Genomic DNA, 22,791 nt, shown 5'->3' with positions numbered 1-22,791 from the left:
GCTGACACGGATTTGCATTCTAAATTTCACATTCAATTGTATATTTTCCTGATCCTAAATTTAAATGTTTCGTCAATTTTCCATTTACTTTCACTTCTGAATTCTTTGCAATTGGTAATTTTATTGTTGCCGATGTATTTACCGGAATTTCAACTTTCAAAATTAACTTCCCGTCTTTTTTCTCCCAGGCCGAGGCAATATTTCCGTAAATCGATTTATAACTTGCTTTTACAAAAGTCATATCGCCCACAATTTCCGGCTGAATAAAAAAATGTTTGAAACCCGGATTTTTGTTATCAGGAACAATTCCTGCTAAACTTTGGTAAAACCATTCTTCAATTTGTCCCATCATAAAATGATTCCATGAATTTCCTTTTCTTGGATCCCATTGCTCTGTTAAAGTGGTCAGTCCAAATTTTATTTGAAATCCATAACCCGGCGCATCATAATGATTGTTCATTTTATACATCATTTCATTTTCGCCATTTTGCGCCAATGCCTGAAACAAATAGCGATTTCCAACATCGCCCGTTGTCAGTCGATCACCTTTTGCTTTTATATCACTCAGTAAATTTTGCATTACTGCCGCTTTATATTGCGGTTCTACAATATCCATGTAAACAGGAACAGCATTGCTAAACTGACTATTTGTTCCGTATTGTTTGGTTTCTACATTGAAAAATTCCTTGTTGAATGCATTTTTTATATCTGCAGTTAATGTTTCATATTTTAAAATATCTTCGGTTTTATTCAACAACTTAGCCGCTTTGGCAACCAAACTTGCTCCATAAAAATAATGACTTGTTGCTGAAAGTGCTATTGGACTATTTTTTGAATATCCCGCCGCGTGCGTTCCGTAATCGTACCAATCTCCTAATCCGTGAGAAACGATATGATTCGTTGCTTTTGTTCCTAAATAATCAACATATTTCTTCATTACAGGATAGTATTTTTCTAATAAAGAAGCGTCTCCGTAATATTCATAATACATCCAAGGCAAAATAACTCCGGTTACACCCCATTCTGGAGAATCAGTAAAATCACCTCCAAAAACCACATATTCGGGAACTATTGTCGGAATTAATCCGTTTTCTCGTTGCGAATCTGAAATGTTTTGCATCATTGCAGGAATATAACTTTCCAGATTATAATTGAACATTAATCCCGGACCGTTTAAGTGAACTTCTTCTAACCATCCCAATTTCTCGCGCTGCGGACAATCTGTAAAAACACTCTGAAAGTTACTTTTTATCGAGTTATTTATCAGTTCGTGCGCTTTATTAAAAATTACATTCGAAGATTCAAAAGTTCCTGCTTCTCCCGCCGAATTATAAATGAAATTTGATTTTAAATCAACCAATGTTGGCAGATTTTGATCTTTAGTTTTCTTATAATTGATGTTTTCAATTTGTACGTATTGAAAACCATAATAACTGAATTTCGGCTGCCATTCTTCTACACCTTCACCTTTTAAGGTATAGTCGTAATAATATGGTTTTCCTGATCTGCCTTGGCCAATAGTTCCGTCATCATTTAAACCTTCGCCTACCCAAACACGAACCGTTTGACCTTTTTTTCCTTTTACTTTTATAGTCGTAAATCCCGAAAGATTTTGTCCCATATTAAACACATAAAAGTTGGGTTTAAGTTCTTTTACAGAAGCAATATTATATTGTTTTTGAATTGTAATTGGAGGTGCAGTTTGTGCTCTTAAAACTCCTTTTGGAGCTTCCTGCACTACAACTTTTTTCCAAGCTGAATCATTAAATCCTGCTTTATTCCAGTCTTTTTGTTCTAAATTGGCATTATAGTCTTCTCCTCCAAAAATACTATTATACGTAATTGGACTTTTACTGTATTTCCAGCTTTCGTCTGATTTTATAGTTTCTTCAGATCCGTCTTTATAAACAACTTTCATTTTGAAAAATAAAGTTGGCGGACCAAAACTCACAAAAAACTTGGTATATCTCTCGGCAAGCGTATTGTACATTCCATTTCCTAAAAGAACACCAACTACATTTTTGCCTTTTTTAAGTTGTTCAGAAGTTACTTCGTAAGTATTATAATTGACTGTTTTGTCGTAATCTGTCCATAATGGAGCAAATTCGCTAGTGCCAATTTTTTTGCCATTAATCGTTAATTCATAATGCCCTAATCCGGAAATATAAACTACCGCTTCTTTGATTTCTTTGCTTACTAAAAAAGGTTTACGAAGCATAATACTTCTTCGTGATAAAGAATCTGAAGCATTGATTATAGCGTCTTTTTTCTCTCTTTTGTAGGTCGCCGAATGATAATTTCTTCCTTCCGGCAAATGACTGTCGGCTTTTGTAATTGCGCCAATCCAAATTGGGTTTAAATCAGAATCTTTAGGAGAAATTCTAAAGAAAGCCGTTTTACTCCATTCTGAAATTTTGCCTGTTTGATTCCACACTTTAACCTTCCAGAAATATTTAGTTTCGCTTTTTAACGGGCTTCCGCCAAAAACAATCTGCAAGTTTTTATTAGAATTTACTCTTCCGCTGTTCCATATATCTCCTTCGTTATTTTTTAATTTTTCTTCAGAAGAAGCAACCAAAATCTGATAACCAATTTGCGATGCATTGGATTCTTTTGAAACCAACTGCCAACTTAATCTCGGTTGATCCTGAGCTACAGCCAATGGATTTTCTGCCATTTCGCAAGTTAGCCTCACTACAGAAATCTGTCCATTCGAGATGAAAGTGACTAAAAGTGTAATTGCTAATAATATGTATTTAAAAAACTTCACTTCTTTTTTACGTTTAGAAACCTGTCAGGTTTGATTGCGGGTTTAGTTTAATTCTTTTTGGTAACCAACGATTGAATATTAAATACGGCCTCGGGAATTAATTTTCCAGTTTGCGGCAAATCATCATAATCGTCTGTGTCTGGTGCTGTGTCTGGATTAGGAGAATATCTTTGTTCACCCGTACGGAACATAATACGTTCAAAACCATCTACAGGAGCATAAAAAATCTTTGTTGATTCTTTTTCGCCGTTTACTTTTATCGTGTAAGAACGGGTTTTAACGTTTAGTTTCAGCGTTATTTTATATTCTTTTCCTGCTTCGTATTTTGCAATGTTATTCAAACGAGCTCCAGCTTTTGTTTTTAATTGTCCATCAGCATCAAAAATCAATCTTACAGCAGGTAATCCTTGTTTATTTTGAAATTCAACTTGCAATAATCCGTGATTATTTTGTTCTGGTTTAACGACAAAAGTCACCTCCATTTTTTCAGCAAACGGAATTACGCGTTCGGCACGCGAGTAATCAAAATAGTCCTGATCTCTTAAGGTTAACCATTTTTTGCCATCGGCTTTCTTTTCGATTTTGGCTGATGCCCAAGATAAATCATAAGTATTCCATAATTTTAATTCTTGTCCGTCTGGAAGTTCATTAAAATTATCATTTACATCGTCTGTTACTTTAGAAACGACCGGAACCGGAATCGAAGCTACCCAAATATCTTCTTTGTTTACGCTGTAACTTACCCAAAGTTTTCCGTCAGGCGGAGTTCCGTCACCTTCAGAGATTCCGCGAACGTATTGTGGACCAGCCGATTTATAGTTTCCACCATAACGCATTGGACTTATTTCGCCATGAACCAATAATAAATCTTTATAATTTAAACCATCATCACTTGTAGAAATAGCCAAAGGCCAACGGTATTCTGATGGATTATAAACGGTTGCGTAACGGTTATCTGATGTTTTTTGTCCCCAAATTTTGGCGTTGCTGTTTACAAAACCTGGAGCACGAACAGGCATATATTCCCATGATTTTCCACCATCTTTACTGATCGAAGTTAAAGCGTGTTTCCATAAACCTACTACCTCTCCGTTAGGCAAATGGTAAGAACTAAGTGCTTTGTATGGCTTTTTTAACGGAATCAATTCGTCATCACGATCTGCCTCTTCAACCCACTGCTGTAAAACCAAAGGATCTGAAAGTATTTCTTCGCAGGCTTTTTTCAATCCTTTGTCTTTTGCTTGTGTATAAAATGGAAATGCCGATTTCGATTTATCCCAAGATTTATTGCACCTAATGAAATAAATATCGCCAAAACTTCCGTCTTTTTTGATTTCACGAATCACGCGTCCAATTCCTTTTCCGTCGTTTGGATCGTCCTTTTCATCCATTGCAATTCCGTAATACGCCAGCGCAAAAAGTCGCTTGTCTTTTGAGGTATAAAAGCCCATTCTTTGGTGCATAATCGCATCCAGATTTTTAGCAACGCCTTGTACACCTTCTTTTTTCCACCCGTCCGGAATGTGATAAATAGGAAAAATTACTTTTGGCATTTTCCAGCTTTCACCATCTTTCGAAGTCATAATCAATGTCTGACTTGGCGGAATATGTTCTCCTGCAGGATCACTCAAATATTGCAGATAAAATGTATCATTCCAGTATGCCATTGTTGGCTGATGATTGTATGTCCATCCAAAACCATCTGCTTTTTCAGGATGTTCACGGCTTGCGCGCATGATTTGTGTGGCGTGAACTCCCACAGCCGGACTCAATTGTCCATGATGATAATCGATATTTGAAAGTGTTTTACCAACGTAACGCACAGTGTCGTTTTGTGCATTTACAGCGGTACAAATCAATAGAATTGTGGCTGTGGTTAAGATGTTGGTTTTTATGTTTTGGAAAGCAATCATTGTTTTTATGTTTTTGTTTCACGCAGATTTCACAGATTTTGGCTGATCAACGCAGATTCTTTTCTACTATTATTTAAAATAAAATCTGCTTAAATCATTTTAAATCTACGTGAAAAATTTACTCTCGCAGATTTAGCAGATTAGGCAGATTTCTTTAATTTTTTAATCTGTGAGCATCCGTATAATCTGTGGCTATATTTTATTTCTTTTCGATTAATCCTTTTAAAACGTCTTCAGATATTGTGGAAATCGTTCCGTGTTTGTGTCCTTGCGGAAGGCTTATTTTTGATGACACATCATCAAAATGAATAAAATCTGACGTACTTAATGCTTTATAATTTTTTGAACCGTAATTATCATAATACAACAACCATTTTTTTCCAACTTTTACTACGGTTGGTCCTTCTGATAAATATTCTGTTAAAGGTTCCGAACTTTTCCCGAATGGCCCTAAAGGCGATTTTCCAAAGGCCACTTTTATATTGCGCATCGGTCTTGTATTGTCTTTTAAAACTAGAACATAATCTTTCTTGCCTTTCTTTACAATTACGCAATCAATCACGCTAAAGCCGGGTTCGTAATATAATTTTGCATCAGAGAATGTTTTGAAATCTTTTGTGGTTACATAATACATTCTATGATTATTCTTCTCTTCTTCAACACCTTTTGCATAACGAAACGGGATTGTTGAAGCCCAAATAATTATGTATTCTTTTTTTACATCATCATAAAAAATTTCGGGAGCCCAAACGTTTACTACTTCGGGTTCGTTTTTCATAACAGGAATATATTTTTGTTCAGACCAATGAATTAGATCTTTAGAATTTGCGTATCCAAAACCGTTTCCGCCTTTCCAATCGGTTGTCCAGACCAAATGATATGTTCCGTCAGCGCCTTTTGTAATTGATGGATCGCGCATGATTTTACTTGCTCCAATTTCAGGTTTTAAGAATGATCCTTCAAGAGCTTTCCAGTTGTATCCGTCTTCGCTGTAAGCAAGATGTAAACCGTCTGTTGCCGGTTCTCTAAACGAAGTAAAAAGATATAAGTCTTTCTTTTTCTGCGAATAACTGATCGCAAAAAGAGAAAGTGTTATTATGATGAATATTTTTTTCATATTATGTTACATTTAAACTTTTACAAAGCTGGCAGACCCTTTTTATTCTGTAATTGCTTTTTTATCTAAGTCTTTTGCTTTTTTTACAATTGTATTTACATTATTGAATACATTATTTTTAAGGAAAACATTTTTAGTTTCTTTTCCATCAGCTTCGATAAAAATATCTGTTGCATTAAATGGAAAATTATTATTGATCATCATATTCGAAACATTTTCTAATTTGATTACCGGAACTCCTTTTATCGGTGTTGAAGAGCTAACATTATCCAAAATGATATTTTTAGCATCAGAGATTTTGAATGAAGAACCTATTGAAGCATTTACTTTTACATCATGAAATTCTACATCAGTTGCCGTGTTTACTGTAAAACCTTCTTTCCCCTCCATATTGATATTAGAGAAAGTTATGTTTTGAATTGGCATTTCAGTAATTCCTAAAATAAGTCCTGCTTTGTTGACATTAGAACCCGTAATATTACTCATATGAATATTTCTGAAAATAGGGGTTTTCTCGGTTACGGGTTCTACTTTGGTGTCTTTATCATAAAAAAGGCTCAATACAATGGCTTCTTCTTTGATGTTTTTCATTACAATATTATCAACGCGAATTTCTTCTACAACTCCGCCTCTTCCACGGGCTGCCTTGATACGAATTCCGCGATCTGTACCGTCGAAAACACAATTTGAAATCGTAACTTTTTTAATTCCGCCAGACATTTCACTTCCAATAACAACACCGCCATGACCGCTTAACATGGTACAATTTGTAATCGTAACATTTTCTGTTGGTCTAGCGTATTTACGCCCATCTTCATCTCTACCCGATTTTATTGTAATGCAATCATCGCCAACACTAATATGACAATTTGAAATATGTACATTTTTACAAGAAGAAGGATTGATTCCGTCTGTATTTGGCGAATGCGGATTAAAAATTGAAATTCCGGTAACAGTTACATTATCGCAGAATTCTGGGTTAATGGTCCAAAATGGAGAGTTTTGAAATGTAACTCCTTCGATTAAAATGTTTTTGCAATTGTAGGCTTGGAAAAAAGAAGGTCTGAAAAACTTTTTATCGATCGTTCTTTTATAATAATCAGAATAAACAATTCCTTGATTTTGTTCTTCCCACATTTTTTGATACTTCGTCAACGGAATTGGTCCTTTTGCAGTTTCAATTCTGTACACTTCATTCCACCAGGCTTTACCTTGTCCGTCGATTACACCTCTTCCTTTTATGGTAATATTCTCGACATCTTTTGCATAAAATAATGGAGAAAATGATTTCATTACTAATCCTTCATAACGCATTTCTACATAAGGTAAAAAATCATCAAAGTTGTCTGAAAATTTCAAAAGCGCTCCTGAATCTAAATGAATCGTGATATTACTTTTTAATTTTAAAGCACCGGTCAAATATTCTCCTGCTGGAAAAAAAATTGTTCCTCCGCCGTTTTTAGATGCTTTTTCGATGGCATTCTGAATGGCTTCGGTACATTTTATTCCTTTATTGTTTCCCCCTTCGTTTAAGATATTAAGCCAACCGTCGTTTGCGAAAGCGGTATTAAATCCTAATATGAAGCTGAGTATGATTAGTATGTTTTTGATTTTCATAGTTCTGTTGTTTTTGGTTTCACGCAGATCTGGCAGATTTATATTTACAAAATATCTGCAGAATCTGCTTAAATCATTTTAAATCTGCGTGAAATATTTTATTCTCATTTTTTGTCATTTCGACGAAGGAGAAATCTCCATTAGTAGCTCGACATGTTTCAAAAACTTTATGTAAGTCTCTTGTGAGGATCCCTCGTTCCTCGGGATAACAAGATTGTCGTTATTTTGACTCTAAAATTAAAACCCAGTCATTTCCATCTTTTTTACTGCCTGATGGCTGAAATTCTTTGGTTCCTTTATTGTCTACTGTTCCAATTTTTGTCTTTTGCCCATCTCTCGGATTGTACCAGGTTGCTGTTACTTTTTCTCCTGCTATTTTACCCATGTTCAGTACTATTTTTCGGCCTGTGTAGGTATAAATCAAAGCGTATTTTTTTCCTTTTGTTGCGATCAGATAATCGTATTTTTCGCCTTGTTTGGCAATTAATGATTGATCTGGAACTCTTTCTAAATATGGAAATTCTAACATTAATTTCTTGATATAAATCATTTGTTTTGCTCCCGGTGCATTGATAGCATCTGTCCAAAGTACTTTATTTCCATAAGCTCCTTTATCTCCTTTTTTGAACATTTGCATTACGGCATTGTGTCCATAAGTATAACCTGCAGCTCCAGCAAAAACAGACCAATATGCATATCTTCTCACGTCGTTATCTGTCCATTTTGGCTGTAATGTATCGTGCAAACCATGCGGAATTCCTTCGTAAGATGGCTCTCCATCAAGAGTTGGTTTTATTGGTTTTAAAGTTAAATCTCTTTGAACAAATTTGTAATTGTCTTCTTTAAAAGAATTTGGTAATGTATCCTGATCGTATCTTCTGTGCCCAGATTGAAACATATTAAAATCTAACCATTTTTCGTTATGATAATTCTCTGATGAATCTGTTCTTCCAAAAGGATGAAATGTTACCAATTGATTCGGATTATTTGTTTTTAAAGTATTTCCAATGGCGTTCCAGATATCCATAAACTCATTTCCGTGTGTATCACCACCATTTAACCAAATAATGTTTGTTTTGTTTTTATATCTGTCTGCTAGGAATTTAGCATATACAATTGCTTGTTCTTTACTTACTTTATTTCCTTTTGATACGTTTGTTCCCCAAACTGGAACCATTGCTAAGTAAATTCCGTTTTTTTGAGCTACATCTAAAACATAATCTACATGATCCCAATAATCATACTCCGCCGGATTATTAAAATCGTTCCCCGTAGTTACTAATGGTTTAGAAATATCTTCGTTTGTTAAAGCTGCATCACCATAAGCGTTTGTTACGTTTAAGGTATGTAAAACCATTACTTGTACTACATTGAAACCTTTATCTTTTCTGTCTTTAAAATATTTATCTACTCCCGCTCTGTCTAATTTTCCAAATGTGAGCCAGCCAGTGTCACCCAACCAGAAAAATGGTTTTTCGTTTTCGGTTACAAAATAGTGCTGATTTTTAGAAACTTTGATTTCAGGCAGAGATGTTTTTGTTTTAGCGGACTGCGAAAATCCGCTTTGCGCTGTAAACAAAAAGCATATACAAAAAGCGTATAAATATTTAATTTTCAGATTCATTTTGGTTTTATTTTGAATTATGTTTTTTGGTGTTTTTTGTTTGCCACGAATTGCACTAATTTTCTCGAATTTTTATTCTGTTTGACCTTTTGTTTCTCGTAGATTTTGCATATTAAGCAAATTATTTTTAAAATAATTCGTGCTAATTTGTGCAATTCGTGGCGATCATTCCTTATTATTTTTTAATTATAAATAGTACCTTTTCTTTTATTTCAGAAGCTGGAACTGTCACACTTTTTCCACCTTTAATGTTTACTTTTTTATTCAATTCTCCACTTGTTGCGTTGATTGTGTAAACTTCAAAATCTCCTTTATAATTGGATAGATCGACTGATATATCCTGATCATTCTTCAAATAGAAAAGATAACTTTTACCTTTGTTTTCTAATTTCCAAAGACTGTCTGAAAAAGTTGTTCCTGCAACAAATTTCATTTCGCTTAAAGCGGAATAAAATTCCGGAAGCTTAATTTGTGGAATATTTGGTAAAGAAGCTCCCGCCATTAAAGCCGGCCATCCAAATCTTGGTGAAGCATCTGTAGAATACAAGATCACTTTTTCAGGATATTTTTCGCGATATTCACGAACGGCACGATAAACCTGATTCTCAGTTTCTTTTCCGGTTTTTAATTTTCTGGCGTGTTGTCTTGGTGCTAAATTCTTTCCTCCTTCAGGCGCATATGCCGAACCGTCTTCTTTGTAATACCAATAACGAATATCTATTAAGTCTACTATTTTTAATCTTTGTGCATCATTTAAAATGGCATCCTGAACATCTTTTGTAGCGCTTAAACCAATAATAGCTTTTTTGCCGGTTTCATCTTTCCATTTTTGAACTTCATCTAACCAAAATTGCATAAAATGAAGCGGTCCTGTATATTCAGCACTTGTCAATTGAATTACATTGCTGTTTTCCTGAAAGTTCTCTAACGATTTACGAATAAAACCTTGGTGTATTTTTCTTCTAACAGGATTTGTAACATCATAAAACTGTTCTGCCATGAAGATGCGTTTGTCTCCTGCATAAGGCGGTGGTTCAGGAAAACCTGTGCTGTTTATATTATTTGCCGAACGCCATGGTGAACTTGACCAATGCGCTCCAGCCTCGATAATATTATGTTGAAAATACTGTTGATTTACTAATAATTGTCCTTTAATCTCAGCCAAATCAGCAAAAAGTTTTAAACGTTCCCAATACCAATCATTGAATTTTGTAAGATCGTATTTGCTTAATTGATCCCAAGCAAAATCTTGTCCGCTTCTTGCAAATGGCTGTTCATAAAATGGTGGCCAAACATCGGCATCAAAACGACGAACTCTTTCGTGATCATCCATTCTGCGCTCGTACCATAATCCATAATTATGTTCTAAAGCAACCATATTATTAGCGCTCAAATAATCTACTACGTCGTTGATGTTGTCTGTGAATCCTGTTCCTGTTTTGCCAGGAACGAATCTTGTAACGTCTGGCAATGATTTAGAAATATCACTATCTCTTAAGCTTCCTCGCCACCAAGGCACACTTAATCTATTTCCGGCAATTAGTTTATTTTCGTATGTTAGTAAACCTTCTTTTAGAACTACTTTAGATGTGTTATTTGAAGTAATACTTTGTACTGAATTTATTTTTAAATCATTTGCATTTTTAAGTCCCGTAGCGTTTGTATCAATTGGATTTAATTTTGAAACTTCTGCAATCCATTCAACTAAACTTTCTTTTGGAGCGACTGAATTTTTGGTCAATTCTTCTGCTACTTCAATCGTTGGACTTGATGAAGGTTCTGAACCTAAATCATAAATATGCGGATTTACAGGAAGTTTTTCGAGTCTGTTTTCTAATTGAGCATAGAACAAACTTCTTGGCGAAATATGATTGTTTACATCTTTCCAATGACCATCTCCAGCCATAATTCCGCCCCAAACTCCAAAAGCCCAGTTTTGTGCCGTTGGCGGATTGTAACATTCGATTTTAGATGCCGAAGTTTCCCAAATAACACTATTAGCTGCAGTCCAACCTGCTCCTCTGCCATTTTGTTCTCTATTGTTGTAACTCAAAGAATGTCCGTCTACATACGAAACGTCAAATAACACTCCTGTTGCCCAACTTCCAATCGCTCCACTGTTATTAAATGGCATAAATGATTCGCATTGAATAAATACATTTGGACCAGTAGTTCCAAATCCGCCAACTGCAAAGTCATGGTAACCATTTTCTGAGTAACAACGCTGAAACAAGGTTTGCTGTCCTTCTGTATAAAAAGTATGTCGTCTAAAACCCGCAATTTCAGATATTGGTTCGGTTGCGATACAATCTTCAACTGTAATTTGCTGCGCTGACTTTAATAATGAGACCGCACCACCCGCAAAATGTTTGAAACTTACTTGTTTTACCCAAGCATTTTTTGTGTTTTCGATGCTGATTCCAAACCATCTGTGTTCTTCGTCTTTTGGTTTTGATTCTTCATAGGTTGATTTCATCAAAATATTTTCGATTCCGATTTGTTCAATTCGTCCAGACCAAGAATAAGAAGTCACTTTTGCAGTTCCATAAATATCATCCAAAGTCATTGTCAATGGAGCATTTAGTGTTACTTCATTTCCATTAATGTTCGTAATTACTCTATTCCAGGTAATTTCCCAATCGTCTTTTTTCCAACCAATCCAACCGGTTTCTGCTCCAAAATCATCCATCTTTAACTCCTTTATCCAATTTGTGGTTAAAGGTTTACTGATAATAATTTCGTCTGATGGTTTTAGTTTTGCCGTATTTTTTAATTGAATCTTTTTTGTTCCAAGTGGTGTGTAAGTTGTACTGAATTCGAAAGTTTCTCTCAACTTTTTATCGTCAATTCCTAAAACTCTTACTACTGCTTCTCTTTTTAATCCGGTTCCTAACAGAATAGTTCCGTTTTCATTGTTTCCGCTTCCGCGTAAAACAACTCCTGTTTTTTTAATAAATAACGTTCCGCTGATTTTAAAAGTTCCTTTATCTAAAAGTACGGCACCGCGAAAACCTGATTTATTTGGTTTCAAATTACCAACATAATCTATTGCTGCCTGAATTCTTTGGGTTGCATCTTCTTCTTGTTTCGGAACAAAAATTTTATTCTCAACATTGGGAATTGCTTTTTCAGAAGCCATATATCCTGCATAAGAAAAATCAGGAATTTGATTTCCTTTTACATCTGCTGTAAATGAAAGTTTTCCTTCTTTGGTTTTTACGATGTCTGGGAAATTGGTTTGTGCTGTTGTGATGTTTCCATGTAAAAACAAAAAGACACACATTAACAATAATGTGTTTTTGAAAGAAATGATATTTTTTAACTGAGACAAATTCAATTTAATGCTTTTTTAGAATTTTACATTTTCCACAATCTTGTCATTTCGACGAAGGAGAAATCTCCGTTAGTTGCTCCGCCTACTTGATAAACTTTATGTTAGTTTCTTGCGGAGATTTCTCCTTCGTCGAAATGACAAACTTTGGGTGTACTCTTTGTGTTATTAAACCTTACAGGTTTACGTTTAGATTATTCATGAGATTAAATTTAATCTTTTATTGTAACAATCCTTTAGACTTTGCTAATGTGTCTGTATTGTTTTCAAATTTTGTCCAATCAATTTTACTTTTTGGATCTATCCCATTAAAATATTTTTCAAGATTGGTGTATCCATCTCCATTTGAATCTTTATTAGCATCAGATGCATCATTTGGATTTAAACCGTATTTTTTCTCCCAAGCGTCTGGAATTCCATCATTATCTGAATCTTTGTATGCTTTTCCTTTATATTCAGGATAACCGCCCACTTGATTTGGGTTTGTAATTATTCCTTTTTTATAAGAATCGGCTGGTAATCTTCTTTTAATAAATTCCTTCCCAATTGCATTTTCTAATCCGTCTTTAACTTCAATTTTTCCTGTACGGACCTGTTTGATTATTCTTTCATCTACGGCATCTCTTTTTGGTAAAGTTGCTCCAACATTATTCAATACAAACTCATACGCTTCTTCTGCCTTCATAACAGTAATTTTAGGCATTGAGAATGGCTTTGTTTGTTTGATTAATTCTAAATATGATTTTGTTTCTTCAGCACTCATATCTTCCAATTGTATACCTCCGTTCCAGTTGTCTGCTGTAACTTCTGGAGATCCATCAATATAATTACCTGCAACATAAGCTCTTCCATAAGTTTTGGGTTTCATATAACCAGATTCCGGTTTTAGAATTCTATAACGAATTGGCTGATCAGTTGGTGTTATTGGCCCTGGCTTAAAATAATTATTAATAATATTAAACATTGAACGATAATCTCCTCCATCAAGAGAGCGATTCCACCAATTAAAAATTACATTGTTGACAAAATTAAAATCACCATACATCCCGATAGAAGCATTTCTTGAAATATTATCAGCCCATAAATTTCTCATAAAAGTACTGTTTAATCCACCAATAGTACTTCCAAAAGCATGATTATAAGTATCTAATCCTTCAGACGAAATAGTGTTTTGAATCGTAATATTACAAGTTGGTAATTTCTCTAATTTTGATTTGTCGTTTGGCTGAAACTGATGTCTGTATAAAGAAATATTTTCGTCTAATCCCCAACTTACAGAGCAGTGATCTACAATAATATTCCCTATTACATTTCCTCCAAGTGCATCGTCTCTTCTTGTAACATCTGTTTCTCCTCTGCGAAAACGCATATGTCTGATAATAACGTCGTGTGTGTCAATTTCTAAAGTTTCGCCTGCAATACAAATACCATCGCCTGGTGCGGTCTGTCCAGCAATTGTAACGTACGGCGCACGCATACTGATACGTTTTTTTAATCGGATAATTCCAGAAACGTTAAATACGATTGTTCTTGCTCCAACAGCTTCACAAGCTTCACGAAAAGTTCCTTTTCCGCTATCTTCTAAACTTGTAACAACAAATATTTTTCCACCTCTTCCACCTTGAGTGAAAGCTCCGCCACCTTCAGCTCCGGGAAAAGCAGGAATATCAGCCTGAACAAAATCTTTTGGATAAGAAGCCCATGGTAAATAAGGACGTCCTAGTTTTGTTTCAGCTAGAATAGTATTATAATTTGCATTCCATATTTCGTTCAATCGCTTTTCTTCATCGGCCAAAATTGCATCGGTCTTATCTTGAAGTGGCTTTGGAATTTCTGGATATTGCGCGTAAGCAGATAAAAAGAAAGAACAAAATGAAATAATCATCATTGTTCGTTTCAGTGTGGTTTTTGGAAAGTTATTTTGCATGAGAGTTTTGATCTGAAGTTTATACTGAGGATAAACATAGCTGTTTATCTGAAAATTTGTGCCTTTTATTTCTTTGCTTTTTCTTTTTCTCGTTCTTCAAGACGTTTGTGCCAGTCAGTACTTTCTTTATTCAAATCGTAACCTTGCTTTGATAAATAATTATTGATTCTTCCTTTATATTTACCAAACCAACCGTGCTTTTCTTTAGAAGATCCTCCGTCCATTGCATGTTCTCTGGCTTCAACCAAAGCCTTGTATATATAGTCTTTTTGTTCCGAAGTTAAATTTGGAAGCATATCGTTATAACCCGCAACTGTAATTGGAAGTACGCCGTAAGTCATTCCGTCTTTAATTTCGGTAATTTTATCTTCTGATAATTGTTTGCCTAATTTTTTCAAATAAGCTTTATGCAGTTTTTCAATAGATTGATCTGCTTTTGCTTTTAATTTATCAATCTTTTCGTTTTGCTTTTCTTTTGATAAACTTGTGTCTTCTTTTATTTTTTTGATTTCAGCATCTCTTCCATCCTGGATTTCGCTTAAATCTCTAAATTGCTGCGCTACAATATCAGTAACTGCTTTTTCTTTTTCAGTATTTCCTAAGGCTAATTTAGCAACAATTTTAGTAGCTCTTTCGTTGGTCACTTTGATGTATTCCGGATCTAAATGCTGTTGTGCTATACTGGTAAAGAATACCAATAACATCATCAAAACACTTATATTTTTTATTGATTTCATTTTAATAAAAATTATGAATTACAATGATATTTTTTAAAATCTGCTAAATCTACTTACTTGCTTTTTTCTCGCCGATTTGCTTCGCCTGATCGCTATCGCTAGAATGGCAGATTTAGCAGATTTTCTTTTTTTTAATTACTTTTAAATTATTCTTGTAAAGATTTTGTTAGCGTTTCGTGATTGTTCGCTAAATCTTTCCAATCTACTTTTTGGTTAGGATCTGTACCGTTCAAATATTCTTCAATATTAGCATATCCATCTCCGTCTGTATCTAATTTGGCATCAGAAGCATCGTTTGGATTCAAACCGTGTTTCTTTTCCCATTTATCCGGCATACCGTCTTTGTCTGTATCAACATAAGGTTTTCCTTTGTATTCCGGATATCCGCCTACTTGCGAAATATCAGTAATAATTCCTTGTTTATAAGAATCCATTGGTAAACGTCTGTGCTCAAACTGATAGAATGTTTTTTTCTCTAATCCTTTTGCATATTCAGGAACTCCTGTTTTTACTGTTCTTACGATTCTTTCGTCAACTTTATCTCTTATCGGTAAAGTTGCTCCAACATTTTTAAGTACAAAATCATACGATTCTTGTGCTGTCATAAATTTATTAAACCATGGCATCGGAAATGGTTTGTCGCTTTTCATTTTAGCAAAATAATCTTTGGCTTCATCGTAAGGCATTAACTCCCCTTTTTTGTTTTCGATTTGAATTCCACCATCCCAGTTGTCTTTAGTAACTTTTTCGTTTCCATTTACAACGTTTCCATTTACATAAGCTCTACCAAAAACCATATAAGGTAATTTACTTCTTCCTGATTCCGGTTTTAAGATTCTGTAGCTAATTGGTTGTGTTAAATCTGTAACTGGTCCTGGTTTGTAAAAATTGTTCATGATGTTGTAGTTGGCTGTATAATCGCCACCATCTGTTGATCTGTTGTACCAGTTGAAAACCACGTTGTTTACAAAATTAAAAATACCATTCCACCCTATTGAAGGATTTCTACCTGCATTATTTGCCCACATATTTCTAACAAAAGCACAGTTTTCTCCACCTAAAGTACTTCCGAATGCATGATTGTAAGTATCTAAGGCTTCTCCGAATAAACTGTTTTGAATTGTAATGTTTACTGTAGGCTTCTTTTCGTCCGGATAACCCGCACCTGGACTGTACATATGTCTGTAAATAGACATATTTTCGTCTAATCCCCAAGTTGCAGAAACGTGATCGATCATAATATTTCCAACTGGGTTTCCTCCAATAGCATCGTCACGACGGCCTACAAAAGTTTCTCCTCTGCGGAAACGCATATGTCTAATAATTACATCGTGTGTATTAATCCAAACTGATTCTCCTGCAATACAAATTCCATCTCCCGGAGCTGTTTGTCCTGCAATTGTAATGTATGGTGCACGAATGATTAATGGGCTTTTGATTCTGATAATTCCAGCAACGTTGAAAACAACAATTCTCGCTCCGCCCTTTTCGCAGGCTTCGCGTAAAGTTCCCGGTCCTCTGTCTTCAAGACTTGTTACTGTGTAAACATTTCCGCCACGTCCACCAAATGTATACATTCCTCCACCTTCGGCACCTGGGAAAGAAGGAATATCTGCCTGTGGCAAATCATTTGGTCTTGATGCCCACGGAATGTATGGTTTTCCATGTTTGGCTTCTTCTTCTATAATTACAAGTGCTTTTTCCCAAGCTTCGTCAGAAAGTTTGTCGGCCTCATCCATAATAACTTTAGATTGCGCCTGAACTTCCGGACTAATTTTTGGGTATTGAGCAAAACATTGGAAACTTCCTAAAAACAATAGGAAAAGAGCCGGTAAAGTGATATTTTTCATACTAATTTTTAATTATGATAAGCTTTTTTAAACAAATCACCTGTATCTTTTAGAAATACAGGTGATTGTTTTTACAATTTCATATTGTCTTTTTTGAGATAAAATTATTCTTGATAATTTAATGTTCCGGCACCACCAGAGATATCATTCCAACCAATAGTTTGTAACAACCAAGGATTTTGAGTTAAAGCTGTCGTATTAAGACCCATTATATAATAATTTGGGTTAAATTTAATTTTAACAGGTAATCCACTAAAGTTATCCAATGGTGTAATTAATGCCGTACGGATAAAGTTATTGTTGTAAAAAGTTGCTAAAGCTGTTAATTGTGTCTGGAAATTAGCCGCATCTGGATCTACTACTACTGCTGCACGCGCTGCTGCTGATATAGGATCTGATGATATAGGAGCTGTATTTTTATATTGCAAATAGTTCCCTGTACGTTGTGTTCCGTTAATAGGTGCTAAACCTAATTTACTAACTGTACCACCAGTAACGCCTGCAAGTGTTTCATTATCATAAAGCATCCAACGCTGAACATCCCAGTAACGTTTTCCTTCGTATGCTAACTCTACTCTACGCTCATATAAAACGGCTTCGATTGCAGCATATTTATCTGCCAATGTTCCAATTCCGTAATTATTTGCAGAAGGAATCCCCACACGATTTCTAATTCTTCCTAAGTATGCTAAAGTATTTCCTGTTTGTCCTAATGCTGCATAACACTCGGCGATGTTTAATAATAATTCGGCATAACGGTATTCAAAAATATCAGTTCCTGAAAATTGGTAATTAGTTGCATTACTAGCTGTTGTATTAGTCATTTTTCTAACAAAAGCGGGACTTGAACCAGAAGTATTTCCATCTGCATAACCAATTTTATTAGAAGCATCTAACCAACGGTATGTCCAAAGAACAGGATTAACATTTTCTTTATATCCCCATTTTACACCAGAAAAAGCAAATGTTCTGTAAAATCTAGGATCACGATTCACGAAAAAAGTAAAATCATTGTATCCGTTTGCAGCTGTAGGTCTTTTACCATCTGCCATTGGGAATAAATCAATCATCTCTTTTGGAGCTGGTGTACCACCACTAACTCCACCTTGACTTACTAAACGTGTTGCTTTCTCCCAAGAATTATTTATGGCTGTCGATGTTATACCTGATCCACAAAGTTGCACTGTAATTGCTTCTGAACAAAAACTATTATCAATCAAAAACATTGCTTCCCATTGTTTAGCTGAGCTTCCGTACAATCCGTAACCGTCTTGTGTTAACTGAGCTTCTGCTGCTAATCCAGCTTTCAAAGCTGCATCCCAACGCTCGTTAGATCCATCCCAATTTTTGTTGAACAATGGACTTGCATAAGTTAGCAATACACGAGATTTTTGTGCCAAAGCTGCTCCTCTTGTAAAACGTCCGTAAGCACCTGGCCATTCTTTTGGTAACAAAGTTGCGGCCATATCTAAATCTTTTACGATTTGATCTACTACCTCAGAAACTTTTGCTCTAGGAAGTTGAATAGCCGGATTATCTGCTGCCGCATTTTGAACTGTTGTTGCAAGTGGCACTGGACCGTAAGTACGCATTAAATCATAATACTGCATGGCACGCATATAATACATTTGTCCTTTTGCCTGATCACGAAATGTTTTATCCAGATTTGCTCCTTTTACATCGATATCTTCAAGTAAATTATTACATTCTCTGATTCTGTTATAAGGTGAATTCACAATACCTGTTCCAATTTTAGCACCATAATAAGCACTAGCATCATCCGACCTAAAAAAGGTTTTACCAGGATTAATTAAATCTTGTGTTCCTCCTAATTCTTCGGTCATCTTTGTATAAGTATCAGTGTACGACCCTACTACTGATGCCGTTGGCGATTTATAAGCATTATAAAAATCATAGTACTGATTGTCTACGTAATTTTGTACTCGCTCCTGAGTTTGGTAGAAAGTATCATCATACGAACCATAATTTTTCTTGTCTTCCAGAAAACTATCACTACATGAAGCACTTAATACAAGCACAAGTGATAAAGTTATATATATATTAAATTTTGTTTTCATAATTACTATCAATTTGAAATTAGAATGATACGTTAAAATTAAGTGCCCATGTTCTCATTGTAGGATATCCTACAGAAGAATTGTCATACATATTACGGTAATGATCTGGATAAGGATTATATAAATCCCAAAGGTTGTTTCCTGTTAATCCTAGTGTTATACCTGATATTTTAGTATCTGCAAAAACTTTTTTAGGTATCTCGTATCCTATAGATAATTGTCTGATAAAACAACGGAAAGTGTTTAGTTGCCAAAAATCTGAAGGGCTTGATATATTTGCCCATTGCGCCATGCTTGGGTATTTTCCGTTCGGATTATCTGCTCCGTACATATCGTTCCAGAAAGTTTCGTGCGACCACATATTTGATGCCGAAGATGTTCCTTGATTTACAAGATCTACAAAAGTTGCTCCTCCCCACGAAGTTGAAATTTGAGTTCTAAAATAAAAACCATTCGCTTTCATTCCTAAATTTGTAGTAAATCCGTACGTTCTGCTGCTATTTGCTAGTTTAACGTAATCGTTACCAGTTGCAATCTGTCCGTCTGGTCCTTTCAAAGTTCCATCTGCGTTAATCGTCCCTGCAACATCTCTATAAGCCAATGAACCTTTTCCTATTAATGCAGGATTGCTAATACCTAAATAATTTGGAGTACCACCAGCTGCAGTTGCATTATCTGTTAAATATTTCCAGTAATTAGCGATATCTGCATCTGTACGTAAAATACCATCACCTGTAGAAGTTCCTTTCCATGTTTCAAATCCCCAAACAGGATTAAATCCTATTGAGCGTCCTTCTCTTGTTACGTTATTAGAAGGAATTACATTTCCTTGATCGGGGTATTTTTTGACTTCATTGTTGGCATAACTAAAGTTGATACCAACATCATAACTAAGTTTACCATTATTCAATTTATCATTCCAGTTCAAGCTAAACTCAGATCCCCAAGCATCAACAGCTCCGTAATTTTGTTCAGCAAATGCTCCACCAATAGAAATTGGTACACCTGTAGCACTACTCATATCTGTTAACATATTTGTAGTTCTGTCGTAATAGAAATCTGCTGTAAACTGCAATCTATTTTTAAGAACATTCAAATCGATACCAATGTTATTTTTTAATGTTGAATCCCAAACCGCATCTCTATTTGGATTTACTCTTGGAGTCAAACCTGTTGCATTTTCTCCTCCCTTACTTCCAAATTGAAAACCTTTATCAACAATAACATCATATAATTGTACCCATTTCCAAGCCTGAAGATTATCTTTTCCGGTTTTTCCAATCGAATAACGAATTTTAAAGAAATCAACCCAAGATACATTATTAGAAAACCAATCTTCTTTAGATACTACCCAACCCACTTGCATAGATGGAAAATATCCCCAATAATGTTCTGGTGCAAACTTTGTAGAAGCATCACTACGGAAAAGGAATTGTGCTAAATATTTTGATTTATAACTATAATTAATACGTCCAAAATATGAAAGTGTTCCTCCTTCAGTTTTAGTAGCAAAACTGTTACCAGCATTTAATGTCCCTGCTGTAGCAGAACTACCTAAATAATCTTTACCGGTTGTTTCATAAGCCAAACGAGTACTTGTAACATACTGCTCAGATGCTTCTCCTCCAACCATTGCGCCAATTTGGTGATCTCCAAAAGTCCTGTCATAATTAATTAAGAAATCTCCCTGAGTATTTTTACTATCAGTATTATTGTAATAAACTCTCGAATTTTTATTATTAGTCTGTAATGCATAATCTATCGTACCTGTTAATGGATTTTTAGTTACAAAACTTGGATAAGCTGAGCTGGCAAGGTGACGATCTTGTAATTGATAATTTGTAATTTGCGCTAAATCATATGGCAATTGAATTTGCTCTGTATAAGTAGAACTTTGTGTTCTTGAAAAAGTTCCTTTTATAGATAACCCCTTTATAGCAGCAACTTTATAATTTAAAGATGCGTTTACATTATACGAGTTATCATCACTTATTTGATGTGAACCGTTATTTAGATTAGCAAAATAATTCCATCCTGCAATTGTTGTATTTGCATTTGCGCTTCCTAAATTTTTATTTGCATTAGGAAATGGTGACATATAATACGTTTTTCCATCAACTACTGTTTGCCATGGCACGTGTTGAGGCATGTGTAATAAGAATCCATAATCAGCTTGTTCTCCACCTGCAGTAGATCCAAAACTTCCATCACTAATATTTGCTGACGCTTTAGTAAAAGACTTATCGATAGTTCCTGAAGTTCCAGAAATAGAAGCAGAAAATTCTAAATTTTTAGCAATTTTAGCATTAATCCCTGTACGGAAATTCCATTTGTCATATTTTTGATATCCTAAATTGGCATCCTGATTAAAATAAGTCGCTCCTGCAAAATACGTAATATCTTCGCTACCACCACTTACATTAAAAGAGTGTTTTTGTTGTATAGCTGGTTTCCAAGCTTCTTTTAACCAGTTATTATCCAAACTCTTCATTTCTTCTAATTCAGTTGCCGAATACAATTTAGCTGGATCAACCACAGATGGTGGAATTGCTTGTGAAGTAAAGTATCTATTACTAAAAACTCCAAACTCATTAGCATTCATTACTTTACTATGACTAACAGCGTCATTAACAGCAAATTGACTGTTGTATGAGAATTTTGCTTTTCCTGCTTTTCCTCTTTTCGTTTTTACAACGATAGCTCCTTGCGAAGCACGAGCTCCATAAATTGCTGCCGATCCGTCTTTCAAAACTGTAATACTTTCAACCTCTGAAGGATCTAATCTATTGAATTGCTCTAAGGTTGGTTTACCATTTGATGGATCAACCTGAATCATATCATCAATGATTACTAATGGTATTGTTGAGTTTCCGTCTTTAGAAAATCCAAAAGATTGACGAATTTGTATACTCGCCTGATCTCCAGGACGCCCCGAACCACTTGTAACAGAGACACCAGGAACTAGTCCTTTTAAAGCGTCAGACAAGTTCGTAGTTGGCAAATCCATTAAATTTTCAGGATTTATTGTAGCAATAGCTCCTGTAAGTTCCTTTTTCTTTTGAGTACCATAACCAACGACAACGATATTATCTAATTGATTCGAGTCTTCTGCTAATTTTACGTTAACAACATCTCGTCCGTTTAATGGTAATTCACTTTTCTTCATTCCAATGAAAGAAAATACTAAGGTGCTTCCTGCTCTAACTTTAATTTGATATTTTCCGTTAAAATCTGTAGTAACACCGTTTTTAGTAGATTTCTCCATTACGTTTACACCAGGCAGTGGAACTCCGAAATTATCGGTAACTGTTCCTGAAGCATTTACAATAGTTTGAGTTGTTGTGTTCTGAGCATAACTCATCACTGTCATTAATGTAAACAAAAGAAAACTACATTTCTTTATAAGTGCTTGTTTCATAAATGTTTTTTTTGGTTAGGTTAGTAATCTTTAGTTTAGTCATGTTTAACAAATATGCCTCTTTTAAACTAAAACAACTTTTAAATTTATCTAAAGTTCTTTATTAAATGTTTAAAACACATTTATTTTTTGATACCCAAAAATATAACGATGATACATTACAACCGTCCTGCTCTATCCTGTTTTAATACTATTATCCAAAAAAAAACATGTAAAAAAAACAATATTAATAAAAATAAGAAAGAAATAATAGGTAGAATAGAAAAAAATTAAGAATATGTTTGCGTATAACCCAATACAAAAACATCTTTTGAGCAAAAACTAGAAAAAAAATAAGGAAACCAATTTTTTATTGTTTTATTCGCAAAAATAGCAAATTTGAATACTGATACAGAATCGGTTAAGTTCA

Annotated in this window: 11 protein-coding genes; all 11 read right to left on the bottom strand. The window is 34.7% G+C overall.

Annotated features, from left to right (window positions below; translation table 11 throughout):
• Window positions 1-19: 19 nt before the first annotated feature.
• The 11 genes from ACHRVZ_RS12735 to ACHRVZ_RS12685 all read right to left on the bottom strand — a co-directional run bounded on the left by ACHRVZ_RS12735 (window position 20) and on the right by ACHRVZ_RS12685 (window position 22,382).
• Entirely contained in the window at window positions 20-2,770 is a 2,751-nt protein-coding gene (locus ACHRVZ_RS12735; protein ID WP_395422913.1) for a glycoside hydrolase family 78 protein, read from the bottom strand.
• Window positions 2,771-2,817: 47 nt separating this feature from the next.
• Window positions 2,818-4,683 carry a six-hairpin glycosidase gene (locus tag ACHRVZ_RS12730; protein ID WP_395422912.1) on the bottom strand — a complete coding sequence of 622 codons (1,866 nt, stop codon included), beginning with the start codon at window positions 4,681-4,683 and terminating at the stop codon, window positions 2,818-2,820.
• 199 nt (window positions 4,684-4,882) lie between these two features.
• Window positions 4,883-5,800 (bottom strand): glycoside hydrolase family 43 protein, encoded by a 918-nt coding sequence (locus ACHRVZ_RS12725; protein ID WP_395422910.1) that lies wholly within the window; start codon window positions 5,798-5,800, stop codon window positions 4,883-4,885.
• Between the two features lie 42 nt (window positions 5,801-5,842).
• A complete protein-coding gene (locus ACHRVZ_RS12720) occupies window positions 5,843-7,417 on the bottom strand; it encodes a glycoside hydrolase family 28 protein (protein ID WP_395422907.1) in 1,575 nt (524 codons plus the stop codon).
• A 220-nt stretch (window positions 7,418-7,637) separates the two neighbouring features.
• Entirely contained in the window at window positions 7,638-9,041 is a 1,404-nt protein-coding gene (locus tag ACHRVZ_RS12715; protein ID WP_395422905.1) for a glycoside hydrolase family 140 protein, read from the bottom strand.
• A 175-nt stretch (window positions 9,042-9,216) separates the two neighbouring features.
• Window positions 9,217-12,378: a DUF6298 domain-containing protein gene (locus ACHRVZ_RS12710; RefSeq protein WP_395422904.1), complete on the bottom strand. Its 3,162-nt coding sequence runs from the start codon at window positions 12,376-12,378 to the stop codon at window positions 9,217-9,219.
• A gap of 214 nt (window positions 12,379-12,592) precedes the next feature.
• Window positions 12,593-14,299: a polysaccharide lyase gene (locus ACHRVZ_RS12705; protein WP_395422901.1), complete on the bottom strand. Its 1,707-nt coding sequence runs from the start codon at window positions 14,297-14,299 to the stop codon at window positions 12,593-12,595.
• Between the two features lie 65 nt (window positions 14,300-14,364).
• Entirely contained in the window at window positions 14,365-15,036 is a 672-nt protein-coding gene (locus ACHRVZ_RS12700) for a DUF3826 domain-containing protein (protein ID WP_395422899.1), read from the bottom strand.
• A gap of 146 nt (window positions 15,037-15,182) precedes the next feature.
• Complete coding sequence (locus ACHRVZ_RS12695) at window positions 15,183-16,886, bottom strand: polysaccharide lyase (protein WP_395422896.1); 1,704 nt, start codon at window positions 16,884-16,886, stop codon at window positions 15,183-15,185.
• A 104-nt stretch (window positions 16,887-16,990) separates the two neighbouring features.
• A complete protein-coding gene (locus tag ACHRVZ_RS12690) occupies window positions 16,991-18,964 on the bottom strand; it encodes a RagB/SusD family nutrient uptake outer membrane protein (RefSeq protein ID WP_395422894.1) in 1,974 nt (657 codons plus the stop codon).
• 19 nt (window positions 18,965-18,983) lie between these two features.
• Window positions 18,984-22,382: a SusC/RagA family TonB-linked outer membrane protein gene (locus ACHRVZ_RS12685; RefSeq protein ID WP_395422893.1), complete on the bottom strand. Its 3,399-nt coding sequence runs from the start codon at window positions 22,380-22,382 to the stop codon at window positions 18,984-18,986.
• Window positions 22,383-22,791: the final 409 nt, after the last annotated feature.

The sequence above is a fragment of the Flavobacterium sp. FlaQc-57 genome (assembly GCF_044007395.1).
GTDB lineage: Bacteria > Bacteroidota > Bacteroidia > Flavobacteriales > Flavobacteriaceae > Flavobacterium.
The sequence above is the reverse complement of the archived record's forward strand: the minus strand, read 5'-3'. Positions and strand labels throughout refer to the sequence as shown.